This window comes from Brachybacterium sp. B718/18 (assembly GCF_055454375.1).
Genome location: NZ_JBVDDO010000006.1, coordinates 159647 through 171349, shown reverse-complemented (window position 1 = coordinate 171349; position 11703 = coordinate 159647). Strand labels below are relative to the sequence as shown.

General features: G+C 72.4%; 10 protein-coding genes and 1 tRNA gene. 5 read left to right on the top strand and 6 right to left on the bottom strand.

All coding sequences use genetic code 11. The features are described from left to right. Window positions 1–42 precede the first annotated feature (42 nt). Window positions 43–2004, top strand: coding sequence for an Ig-like domain-containing protein (locus ACZCAH_RS11220; protein WP_464341153.1), 1962 nt, complete (start codon window positions 43–45; stop codon window positions 2002–2004). 24 nt (window positions 2005–2028) lie between these two features. Here the strand turns inward: ACZCAH_RS11220 and ACZCAH_RS11215 are convergent, their stop codons facing one another. From ACZCAH_RS11215 to ACZCAH_RS11190, 6 genes are all read right to left on the bottom strand, one after another. Beyond that, window positions 2029–2640, bottom strand: a complete 612-nt coding sequence (locus tag ACZCAH_RS11215) for a LytR C-terminal domain-containing protein (protein WP_464341152.1) — start codon at window positions 2638–2640, stop codon at window positions 2029–2031. Window position 2641: 1 nt separating this feature from the next. Beyond that, window positions 2642–4051 carry a beta-N-acetylhexosaminidase gene (locus tag ACZCAH_RS11210; RefSeq protein ID WP_464341151.1) on the bottom strand — a complete coding sequence of 470 codons (1410 nt, stop codon included), beginning with the start codon at window positions 4049–4051 and terminating at the stop codon, window positions 2642–2644. A 350-nt stretch (window positions 4052–4401) separates the two neighbouring features. Next, window positions 4402–5550: a C40 family peptidase gene (locus ACZCAH_RS11205; RefSeq protein WP_464341150.1), complete on the bottom strand. Its 1149-nt coding sequence runs from the start codon at window positions 5548–5550 to the stop codon at window positions 4402–4404. A gap of 434 nt (window positions 5551–5984) precedes the next feature. Further along, window positions 5985–6058, bottom strand: a tRNA-Pro gene (locus ACZCAH_RS11200). A gap of 99 nt (window positions 6059–6157) precedes the next feature. Further along, window positions 6158–7096 (bottom strand): metallophosphoesterase, encoded by a 939-nt coding sequence (locus ACZCAH_RS11195; RefSeq protein WP_464341149.1) that lies wholly within the window; start codon window positions 7094–7096, stop codon window positions 6158–6160. A 1-nt stretch (window position 7097) separates the two neighbouring features. Beyond that, on the bottom strand, window positions 7098–9497 hold the full coding sequence (locus tag ACZCAH_RS11190) for a penicillin-binding protein (protein WP_464341148.1): 2400 nt from the start codon (window positions 9495–9497) through the stop codon (window positions 7098–7100). Window positions 9498–9766: 269 nt separating this feature from the next. On the opposite strand from ACZCAH_RS11190, the gene ACZCAH_RS11185 reads away from it, so the two are divergent. The 4 genes from ACZCAH_RS11185 to ACZCAH_RS11170 all read left to right on the top strand — a co-directional run bounded on the left by ACZCAH_RS11185 (window position 9767) and on the right by ACZCAH_RS11170 (window position 11680). Further along, a complete protein-coding gene (locus ACZCAH_RS11185) occupies window positions 9767–10075 on the top strand; it encodes a WhiB family transcriptional regulator (RefSeq protein WP_464341201.1) in 309 nt (102 codons plus the stop codon). A 91-nt stretch (window positions 10076–10166) separates the two neighbouring features. Beyond that, window positions 10167–10346, top strand: a complete 180-nt coding sequence (locus tag ACZCAH_RS11180) for a DUF4177 domain-containing protein (RefSeq protein WP_442878144.1) — start codon at window positions 10167–10169, stop codon at window positions 10344–10346. A 25-nt stretch (window positions 10347–10371) separates the two neighbouring features. Next, on the top strand, window positions 10372–10851 hold the full coding sequence (locus ACZCAH_RS11175) for a RidA family protein (RefSeq protein ID WP_464341147.1): 480 nt from the start codon (window positions 10372–10374) through the stop codon (window positions 10849–10851). Between the two features lie 7 nt (window positions 10852–10858). Further along, the gene (locus ACZCAH_RS11170; RefSeq protein WP_464341146.1) at window positions 10859–11680 is read left to right on the top strand and encodes an MBL fold metallo-hydrolase; all 822 of its coding nucleotides are present in this window, start codon (window positions 10859–10861) and stop codon (window positions 11678–11680) included. The last annotated feature ends 23 nt before the right edge of the window (window positions 11681–11703 follow it).

Here is an 11703-nt window from a genome sequence, read left to right as displayed (position 1 = left end):
CGTCCCCGCGGGCGTCCGGGGCGGGCTTGCTACCCTGGCCGGGTGCTCGAGCCGACGCCGCGACCGGTCCCGTGCCGCCCCCGGCGCCGGGCGATGCGGCGCGGCGCCTGCCTCGGCGCCGCCCTCGTGCTCGTCCTCTCCGCCCCGCTCTCCGCCTCGGCGCTGGGCGAGGACGGACCCTTCGAGTTCCCGGCCGCGACCAGCACGGTGCAGATCGTCCCCGGGGCCGTCACCCGCATCCCGCTGGTCGCCCTGGTCGAGGACGCCGCGGAGCCCGAGGTCGACATGACCTCCGCCCGGCTCTCCATCCCCCAGGACCTCACCGAAGCGGAGCGGGCCCTCATGACCCTCGGCGAGGACGGACGCAGCCTCACCGTGGACGGCGAGGGCACCTGGACCCTGCTCGAGCAGTCCCTGGTCTTCACCCCGCTCGCCGGGGTCGACGGTCCGAGCACCCCCGTCGGCCTGACCGTCGCGAGCTTCCACGACACCCGCTCGCTGCCGCTCGAGCTGAGCCCCGAGGTGCTCCCGCTCGTGCAGGTCGCGATGCACGGCTCCGCCGGGATCCCGGTGAGCCTCGACCTCACCGAGCCGATACCCGAGGGCGGCTCCCGGCGCCTCGAGCTCGCGGGGCTGCCGGAGGGCTCGGCCGCGGTCGCCGACGGCAGCCGGGTGATCGTCCCCGAGCAGGGCACCTGGCAGCTCTCGGCCGACGGCACCGTTCTCACCCACACGCCGACGGGGACGCCGCTGGGCCGGCAGGTCGATCCGGTGCGCGTGGTCGACGGGGACTCGGAGGGGGCGGTGGTCCGCTCGACGGAGGTGAGCCTCACCGTCCCGATCATCTCCGACCTCGACTGGTCCGCCCCGTACGGCGAGGACATCCAGTTCGTGGTGGGGGAGGGGCAGCAGTTCGTGGATCCCGCGACCCTGCGGCTCGTGCCGCTGCCGGGGGAGGCCTCGACGCGCGCCTCGGCCGACGGTCTGCGCGTCGAGGTGCCCGGGCAGGGCACCTGGACCCTCGACCGGGACACGGCCACGGTGCGCTTCCGCCCCGAGAGCGCCGATGTGGTCGAGACCGCCCCGATGGGCATCACCGGGGGCGACGGGGCCGGCGCCTCGGCCGACACCGCCCTGCTCTACACCGCCTATCCCGTCATGCTCCACCGCAGCCTCGCCCAGGTACCCGGCGTCGAGCTGCAGTTCGACCTGCGGGCCGGGGTGCGGGACATCCTCTCGGACTCGCTCCGCTTCGATCCCGCCCAGGTTCCCGACGGGGCGGAGCTCTCTGCCGACGGGCTGACCCTCGTGGTCCCCGGCGAGGGCAGCTGGCGGATCGACCTCGACAGCCGGGTGGTGGTGATGACCCCGGAGGAGGGCTTTCTCGGGGACGCGAGCCCCGTCGGCCTCATCGCGCAGAGCGCCTACGCCGACAACTCCACCACCGCGACGCTGACCGCGACGGTGGCCCAGGAGGTCCCGACCCTCCGCGATGACGAGCAGCGCACCGCGCCCGGCGTCCCGGTCACCCTCGACGTGCTCGGCAACGACACCGCGGGCAGCGGCTCGGCCCCGCTCGACAGCTCGACCCTGCGGATCGGCTCGCTCTCGGCGACCAACCTCTCCGAGCTCGAGAACCATCGCGGCACGCGGCTGGTGGTCCCCGGCGAGGGCGTGTACACGGTGGACGAGAACGGGGCGATCACCTTCACCCCCGAGGCGGGCTTCACCGGGCGCACCAGCCCCGTGACCTACTTCGTGGAGGACGGCGCCGGGGTCCCCGCCTCGGCGAGCTTCGTGGTCGAGGTCGATCCGGAGATCGGCACCGGGGGCGAGTCCCCCGAGGTCACCGGGATCAACAGCCTTCTGGTGGGGCTCCTGCCCAGCTCCCCGGCGACCTCGGTGGTGTTCGGGACGATCGTGATGCTCCTGCTGTACGGCGGGGGAGCGGCCCTGTGGATCGGCTTGCGGCTCGAGTCCGATCGCCGCGCCTGGGAGGACTGAGAGTCCTCCGGTGCCGCCGCCCGCTCAGCCCGCCGCGCAGCCCTCCGGAGCCGCGGCCGGTTCGGCGAGGGCCGCGCTCGCCGCCGCCTCCTCGGTGAGGTTCGAGATGCCCTCGCCGAGCAGCAGGTCCACCGCGGTGCCCTCGCGGTCGTCGAGGCGCAGCTCCGCCTCGCCCACCTGCGCCTGCACGGACAGGGCCGCGAGATAGCCCTCCGGGCCGTACACGATGGTCGCGCGCGCCCCGGCCTTCGAGGTGTTCCCGGTCTCGGCGACCGTGTAGCCGCGGGCGGTGAGATCCTCGGCGATACGCCCCGCGAAGCCGCTGCGGGAGGTGCCGTTCAGCACCGTGACCTGGACGTCCGCGGGTTCCAGGGGGAGTGCCCCGGGCTCCGGGCAGGTGACCTCGCCGGCCCCCGTGCCGAAGGTCTTCTCGGCGATCACCCCGGGCTCCGCGGGCGGGGTGCGTAGTTCCTGCAGGGCGTAGGCGCCCACGGCGACGAGCGCGAGGGCGACCACGGAGAAGAACACCAGCTGCGTCAGGCGCAGGCGGCGGATGCGCCGCACCCGCTGGTCGCGGCGGCGCACATCGTCGGAGGAGCGCCCGTAGGGGTGGGCGTCGTGGTGCGAGCTGGGCATGTCAGTCCAGGGGGCGGTAGCGCACGCCGAAGGCGTCCAGGCGCGGCAGGTGCGCGCGCAGGCGCTCCTCGAACTCGGCATAGCTCTGGCGCGGCGAGCCCCAGGCCCGCTCGGCGAGGGCGCACATGCGCGGGAACGCCATGTACTGCACGTGCTCCGCATCGGGCATGTACTCGGTCCACAGCTGGCCCTGGAGGCCGATCAGCAGGCCCTCCTGGTCCTCGGTGAGCTTCTTCGGGGAGAACTCCGCGGTGTAGACGTCCTTCACCGTGGTGTGCCCGCCGATGGCGAGCGGCTCGTCGGCGGGGTCGCCCTGGTAGTGGTCGAAATAGGTGTGCTCGTTGTTCGCGATGATAGTGCGGAAGCCGCGGGAGGTCGCGGTGGCGAGGCCGTTGCCGTGGCGCCAGTTCATGATCACGGTGTCGTCCGGGAGGTGGCTCTCGAGCACCTCGTCCCAGGCGACGACCTTCTTGCCGTGCTCGGCGAGGACGTCGGCAGCGAACTGGGTGTAGCGGCCCTGGATCTCGGAGACGCGGGTGAGGCCCCACTCGTTCATCCGGGCGCGGGCGGCGGAGGAGCGCTCCCACTCGGTGCGCGGGCACTCGTCCCCGCCGATGTGCACGTAGGGGGCCGGGAAGATCTCGGCGACCTGGGTGAGCACGTCGCGCACGAAGTCGAAGGCGGCGTCGGAGACGCCGAGCACGTGGTCGGAGATGCCCCACACCTCGCGCACGCCGAGCCGCTGCTCGGGGAAGTTGCCGAGCTCGGGGTAGGCGGCGATCGCGGCCTGCATGTGGCCCGGGAGGTCCACCTCGGGGACGATCATGATCCCGCGGCGGCGCGCGTACTCGACGAGGCCGCGCATCTCGTCCTGGGAGTAGGAGCCGCCGTGCGAGGTCTCGTCGAACTCCCACGACTCCTCGTCGCCGCTCATGTGACCCTTCAGGGTGCGGCTGCGCCAGGCGCCGACCTCGGTCAGGCGCGGGTAGCCGCGGATCTCGAGCCGCCAGCCCTGGTCGTCGGTGAGGTGCAGATGGAGGATGTTCAGGCGGTGCAGGGCCATGACGTCCAGCAGCGTCTCGATCTCGCCGACGGGCAGGAAGTGCCGGGACACGTCGAGGTGCATGCCGCGCCAGGCGTACTGCGGGTGGTCGTGGATCGTCACGCAGGGGATCGAGGTGCCGGCTCCGGTGAGGATCTGGGCGAAGGTGTTGCGGCCGTCGGCCAGGGCGGCCTCGCTGCCCGCAGCCAGATTCGCCCCGGATGGGGAGATCGTCAGCGAGTACTCGGTGCGCGGCAGGTCCTCGTTCAGGCCCACCGACAGCTCGCCCCAGGGATCGGACGTCTCCCAGACCCCCTCGGACCAGAGGACGGACTGAGGGAGCGGGACGAGGGCGATCGGATCCGGCATGGAGCACTCCTGGACTGCGGCGTCGGCGGTGTATCCGGGGCGGAGACGACGGACGCGGCCCCACCCCGAGGATCGTGTCCCAGTCTGCCACGATGCCCGTGCCCGCGGAGCCGCGTGCGCTCCTCGAGGAGCCGCGTGCCCGTGCCCGCGGGGCCGCACACGAGCACGGGGCGGCCCGTCCGATGCCTCCGGGGTCCGGCCCGGTTCCCGGGCGGCTGCGGACAGCAGTAGGCCCGGTCGGCGCTCGGCCGACCGGGCCTCCTCACGGGTCCTGCTCCTTCCCGGTGACGCTCACGCGTCGAGCAGGTCGCCGTGGACCGGGTGCTGCGACCCGGAGTCCTCCGCAGGGATCAGCGGTAGGTCACGAACACGTGCGGCGAGTTCCAGATCGAACGCTCCATGACCCGCTGGCGCGAGTTCGAGGCGTCGATGATCTTGCCGTTGCCCGCGTAGATCCCGATGTGCCCGTAGTTACCTGCGGTGAAGGCGACGAGGTCGCCGGGCTTCGCCTCGGACTGCGAGATGATCCGGCCGCCGAAGGTGTAGCCCTTCGCGGTCTTGCGCGAGACGTCCATCCCGGCGCTGTTGTAGGCGTAGTGGACCAGTCCCGAGCAGTCGAAGCCGCGCGAGGGGGAGTTGCCGCCCCAGGTGTAGCCGACGCCGATCTGCGAGCGGGCGGCGGAGACGATCGCCGCGCCGTCGAAGGAGGTCGACGAGGAGCCGGAGCTCGAGGAACCCGAGCTCGAGGAGGGCACCGGGTCGCGATCGGAGTCGCGGCTCGCTGTCTCGGTGATGCGCTGGCCGGAGGTGAGGGCGTTCCAGGTCTTCGGACCCACCACGCCGTCCACGCCGATCCCCGCCGAGGCCTGCAGGTTCCGCACGGCCGTGAGAGTGGCCGGGCCGAACTTGCCGTCGACGGAGAGCGACGCACCGGCGGTGTTGAGCTGCTGCTGCAGCGTGCGCACGGCGTCGCCGCGCGAGCCGCTGCGCAGCTTCGGCTGCGAGGAGGAGGAGCCGGAGGCGCCGGTGGCGGGGGCGCTCGTGCTCCCGCCGGCGAGGGCGCTCCAGGTCTTCGGACCCACGACGCCGTCCACGCCGATGCCGGCAGCGCCCTGCTGGCTCTTCACGGCCCGCAGGGTCGCGGGACCGAACGTGCCGTCGACCGAGATCGACTCTCCGCGATCGCGCAGACGCTGCTGGAGGTCCTCGACGGCATCGCCGCGGGAGCCGAGGCGGAGCTTGACATTCGCGTAGGGCGAGGCGGCGGGGGCGGTCGCGACGGCGGGAGCCGAGCCTGCGGCCGGAGCGGCGATCGGGGCGGCAGGAGCGGGGGCCTGCGCGGTGGCGGCCTCCGCACCGGCGAGCACGGCGGTCGCGGAGACGGCGCCGAGGGCGGCGACACCTCCGACTCCCTTGCCGACCGGGGCCACGAGCCCGCGGTAGTCGATGACGGCCCGACCGGGTGCCCGGTGGGTGCGTCGTGGGGCGGTCCGGAACATGCAGGGTGCCTCTCTCCGTCGCCGCGCAGTGCATGCCCGAGATCGGGCGGGGATGCTGCGCCCGTCACCCAGGGGGAAGTGGAGGAAGCGTCCGGACCGGTGACGGGAAGGCGGCGGCACGGCGGGTGCCCCACAACTGACGGCACCGCCGCTCACTGTATGTGGAGGGAATGTGCGGGTGACCAGGGACTTGGGACGCATGATGGGTGCCCTTTGCGAAGATTTTGCACAAAGGGGTGACAAAACGTTGTGTCGCTCTCGCATTTCGGACATCGGCGTGTTAACCACATCCGTGTAATTCGCGGGGCGGTGCGCTGGGATGTGCGCCGGTGCGGGGAGCGGCTTCTCCGTCCTGTCCTGCGCGCGGCGACGGGTAGATGACGAAAAGGGCCGCGGTGCGTCGTGCGACGCTCCACGGCCCTTCGTCTCTCCGGTCGGGGTGACAGGATTTGAACCTGCGACCTCCTCGTCCCGAACGAGGCGCGCTACCAAGCTGCGCCACACCCCGGAAAAACTGCGGTACTGCGTTCCTGCTGTGTCCTGCTGTGCTGCGATGGACCGCGTGAGCGGCTCACCGAGGAGCAACCTTAGCAGTCGCCCGGGATGCTCACGCACCCGTCCCGGGCTTCGGCGACCGCAACGTGAGCAAGGTCGCCTCCGGCGGCGTGAACAGGCGGTAGTTCGAGTACGGGCTCGCCCCGAGGCCCGCGCTGACGTTGAGCGGCACGCCCCGCCAGGAGGAGAGGCCGCGCGCCTGGGACCGGGGCAGATCGCAGTTGGTCACGAGGGCCCCGATGCCGGGCAGACGCAGCTGCCCGCCGTGGGTGTGCCCGGCCAGGATCAGGTCCGCGCCGTCGGCCGTGAAGGCGTCGAGCACCCTCCGGTACGGGGCGTGGGCCACGCCGAGGCGCAGCACGTTCCCGTGCGACGGCAGCGGGCGATCCGGCCGCTCCGGGGCGGGCATCTCGTCCCGCTCCAGGTGGGGGTCGTCGACGCCGACGAGTCGCACCTCGAGCCCGCCGAGCTCGATCGCTGCGCGACGGTTCGTGAGGTCCTCCCAGCCGTGGGCGGAGAGCGCCGCGGCCAGCTCTTCCGTCGGCAGATCGCGGTCGGTGCGCTCGGTCATCCCCTCGGGACGGGGATCGGGCAGGAAGTAGCGCAGCGGGTTCTTCGGCCCGGGCGCGAACATGTCATTCGAGCCCATGACGAAGGCCCCCGGGCGTTCGAGCAGGGGGACAAGCGCCTCGGCGAGCACCGGCACGGCGGCGGCGGAGGCGATGCTGTCGCCGGTGTCGATCACCAGGTGCGGCCGCAGGGTCCCCAGGTGGCGCAGGAAGGCGATCTTGCGCTCCTGATCCGGGACCAGGTGGATGTCGCTCAGATGCAGCACCCGCAGCGTGCGGGCGCCCGGCGGGAGGATCCGCAGCTCCGCCTCGCGCAGGGTGAAGCGGTGGATCTCGACGTGCCGCGCCCAGACGTGCGCCGCGGCGCCGACGCCCAGCCCGACGGCCCCGGCGGCGGCCAGGGCGGTGGGGACTGCGCGCATCTCAGCCGCGCCCGGAGGACTGGCGGATGACGACGGTCTGCCCCTCGGGCAGGGAGGTGCCGGGAGCCGGATCGGTGCCGATCACGTACCACTGCCCCACGGAGTCGGAGGCCTCGCGCTGCACCTCGACGGTGTAACCGGCCGCCTCGACCGCGGCCTGCGCCTCGGAGAGCACCATCCCCGAGACGTCCGGCACCGTGCCGGGCTGCTCGCTCTGGGATGCCTGCGTGTTCGTCATGGCGGGCTGAGCGGGGAGGGCTTCGCTGGGCAGGCCCTCGTGCACGCGGATCATGTACTCCTGCCAGGTGGGCAGGGAGACGGTGTTGCCCCAGACGCTGCCGCGGCGGAGCATCTGGCCGTCGACCGCGAAGCCCTGGGGGCGGATGTTCGCCTGCGGATGGCCGAACCACACGGCGGTGGACATCTGACGGGTGAAGCCGACGTACCAGGTGTGGAACTGCGAGCCCGAGGTGCCGGTCTTGCCGCCCGCCGGGTGGCCGGGGATGGTCTTGCCGCGGCCGGTGGCGCGGGGATCCTCGAGGTCCTGCTGCAGGGTCCAGGCCATCGCGTCGGCCACGTCCTTGTCGACCGCCTGGTGGCAGGCCGCGCCGGTGATCGGCATGGCCTCGCCGGTCCGGTCGACGACCTCGGTGATGGCTTGCGGCTTGCAGTAGGTGCCGTCCGCGGCGAACACCGCATAGGCCGCCGCCATGTCGAGCGCCGAGATGCGCAGCTCGCCGAGGACGACCACGGAGGGCGCCAGCTCGGTGCTGTACATCTCCTCGATCGGCATGTCCCAGGTGGTCGGGTCATAGGGGTTGTAGGTGGCCGGGACCACGCCGATGTCCCGGGCGCCCTCGGCGATGTTGCACAGGTCGAGCTGGCGGGCCATGTTGGCGTAGCTCGTGTTCACGGAGAACTTCGTCGCGTTCAGGACGGTCTCCATCGGGGCGAGCCGCACCGACACCGCGTTGTCCGGGTTGTAGCCCGCGCGCTCGCGCCAGGCGCCGCCGCTCAGGCACTGGGCGGGGAAGGTCGTCATCGGCTCGCGGGCCGTGCCCACGCGGTCCATCAGGCCGTGGCCGGTCTTGAGCCACTCCAGCAGCACGAAGGGCTTGAAGGTCGAGCCGACCGGGAAGCCGCTGCTGCCGCCGAGATCCTGCGGGACGTTGTAGTTGATCGCGGTCTCGCCCGGGCCGACCTTCTGGTAGGGGTTGAACACGCGGTTCTCGGCCATCGTGAGGATCTTTCCGGTTCCCGGCTCGACGGTGACGATCGAGTGGCCGAAGCCGCTCTCGGAGTCGCCGGGCACGCGGCGCTGCAGGATCTCCTCGGCCGCGGCCTGCTTGGCCGGGTCCAGGGTGGTCCGGATCGTGAGCCCGCCGCCGTAGAGCAGCTTGCGCCGCTCCTCGTAGGTCGGTGCGAATTCCGGATCGTTCAGCAGCGTGCGGGTCACGTAGTCGCAGAAGAAGCCGGAGCCCTTCGCGTCCGCGCAGCCGGCGCGCACGTTCTTGATGGTGAGCATCTCCTCGACCGGCTGGGCGGTGTACTGGTCGTACTCCGCCTGGGTGATGTAGCCCTCGCGGAGCATGTCCCCGAGCACCTCGTTGCGCCGCTTCTCGCCCGCCTCGGGATGGCCGACGGGGTCGTACTGGTTCGGACCGTTGGTGATGCCCGCGAGCAGCGCCGCCTCGCCGGGGTTGAGGTCCTTCGCGCTCTTGGAGAAGTAGTGCTGGGCGCCGGTCTCGACGCCGTACTGCGAGGGCCCGAACTGCGCCACGTTGAGATAGGCGTTGAGGATCTCGTCCTTGGACCACTGCTTCTCGAGGGAGATCGCCAGCTTCGCCTCGCGGAGCTTGCGGCCGTAGGTCTGCTCGGTGGCCGCCGCCTGGTCCTCCTGGTCGCCGCGCTGCACGGCATCCATCAGCAGGGCGTTCTTGACGTACTGCTGGGTGAGGGTCGAGCCGCCCTGGGTGGCACCGCCGGCCGCGTTGGACAGGAGGGCGCGCACGGTGCCCTTGGGGTCGATGCCGCCGTGCTCGTAGAACCGGCGGTCCTCGACCGCGACCACCGCGTGCTGCATGTACGGCGAGATCTCCTCGAGGGGGACCATGATGCGGTTCTCGGTGTAGAAGGTGGCCAGCAGAGAGCCGTCCGCCGCCTCGATGCGGCTCGCCTCGTTCAGCGGCTCGACCTCGAGCTCCGTGGGGTAGGACTCGAAGAGGTCCACGCCGTCCTCCGCGACCGCGGAGGTGGCGGAGACCGCCGGCAGGAAGAAGCCGGCCAGGAGCACCCCGCCGAGGATGGACACGGCGATCACGCCCAGGAGCAGGTACAGCGTCTGCAGGAGGGCGACGGGCAGGGAGCGCCCGGGGGCGGAGCTGGACGGAGTGCGGGCCATGGTCCCACCCTACGGCGGCCCGCCGCGACGGGCCATGAGGCGGGCCGGGAGCGCGGCGATCTTCACGAAACCTCACCGTCCGCGCGCTGCTGCGGGTCGTGACGGGAGGTGATCCGCGGGTTCCCCGAGAGCAGATCGCGGGGAGGCGCGACCCGGCGCGCCGAGGGACAGGTTTCTGTACAGGTGACGATCTGATTTGTCCTGTGGCGAAGGTCTCTTTACAGTGGCCGTGTGAACGGATCAACGACGATCCGAGGAAGGGGATGACGATGACGATCGAGGCGATCTCGAGCGCGAGCGCCGCGGACTCGAGCTGGGCGACGCGGGGAGCCTGCGCGAGCATGGACCCCGACGGATTCTTCGTGCAGGGCGCGGAGCAGCACGCGGTCAAGGCCGCGTGCGGCGCCTGTCCCGTGCAGCGGGAGTGCCTGGCCGATGCCCTCAACAACCGCGTGGACTTCGGGGTGTGGGGCGGGATGACCGAGCGCGAGCGGCGGCGCCTGCTGCGCCGCCATCCCGAGGTCACCGACTGGAAACGGGTGCTGCACCAGGTCTCCCAGCACGCCGTCGGCGGCTGAGCGGCGGGAGAGCGGGGACGTGCGGCGCGGATCCCGAGAGTGATCGGGGGCTGACCTGCCCGGAGCGGCCCCGCGCCGGTAGGCTCGCCCCATGAGCACCCTGACCCGCTGGGAGTACCTGACCGTCCCGCTGCTGATCCATGCGACCAAGCAGATCCTCGACAACTACGGCGGGGAGGGATGGGAGCTGGTGCAGGTCGTCCCCGGCCCGAACCCCGAGTCGCTCGTCGCCTACCTCAAGCGCCCGCTCGCCGCGGCGTCCGAGGGCTGAGCAGGTGGCGGCCACCGAGCAGTCCGTGCCCCCCGGGTCCCGGATCCGGGCGCGTCTGGCCCAGCTGAACCTGCCCCTGCCGGAGGTCGCGGCCCCCGTCGCGGCCTACGTCCCCGCGATCGTCACCGGCTCGCTCGTCCAGACCTCCGGCCAGCTGCCCTTCGTCAAGGGCGCCCTGCCGCTGACCGGAAAGGTCGGCGCCGAGGTGACCCCCGAGGCCGCCGCGCGCCTCGCCGCGGCCTGCTGCCTCAACGCCCTCGCCGCGATCGAGGCGGAGATCGGCGATCTCGACCGCATCGTGCGGATCGTCAAGGTCACCGGCTACGTCGCCTCGGATCCCGCCTTCACCGGGCAGCCGGCCGTGATCAACGGGGCCAGCGAGCTGCTGGGCCAGGTCTTCGGCGAGGTCGGGCGCCATGCGCGCGCGGCCGTCGGCGTCGCGGTGCTGCCGCTCGATGCCCCGGTCGAGCTCGACCTGCTGGTCGAGATCGCCCCCGCCGACTGAGGACCCGATGACCGAGGAGCCGCTGGACCGCGACCCGGAGGCGCCGGGGGTGGAACTGCTCGAGCTGCGGGCGGACAACCCCGGCCCGATGACCCTCAGCGGCACCAACAGCTATGTGCTGCGCGACGGGGACGAGATCTGGGTGGTCGACCCCGGCCCCCGGGATCCCGGGCATCTCGCCGGACTGCTGCGTCTCTGCGGGACGGACACCCGGCCCCGCGGCGTGCTCGTCACCCATCGGCATCTCGACCACACCTCGGGCGCCGCGACCCTCGCCCGCCAGCTCGCCGCCCGCAGCGGTCTCGAGGTGCCGCTGTGGGCCGCCGACCAGCAGGCGGTCCCCGGATCCCGCCCCGTGCCCGCGACCCTCGAGGGCGAGAACGGCGTGGCCGGTCATGTCATCCACCTGCCCGGACACACCTCCGACTCGGTGGGGGTGCTCGCCGACGGCGGCCGACTGCTGACGGGCGACACGCTCCTGGGCGGCTCCTCGACGGTCATCCTGCTCGAGGACGGGGGCTCCGTCGCCGATCACCTGCAGTCCCTCGCGATCCTGCGGGCCATGGCGCAGGACGGCCGCATCGGCTCCCTCCACCCGGGTCACGGCGAGCCGGTGCTCGACCCGCTCACCGCGCTCGAGGTGATCGAAGCGGCCATCACCCACCGCCTCGAGCGGCTCGACCAGGTGCGCCGCGCCCGCGAGGCCGGGGCCCTGACCCTCGACCGGCTGCTGCGCGCCGTGTACGGGCCGGAGCTGCCCGAGGGGCTCCGCGACGCCGCGCTGCAGAACCTCCGCGCGAGCCTCGCCCACCTCTCCGAGCAGGACTGAGAACGCCGAGCGCGCCGCCACCC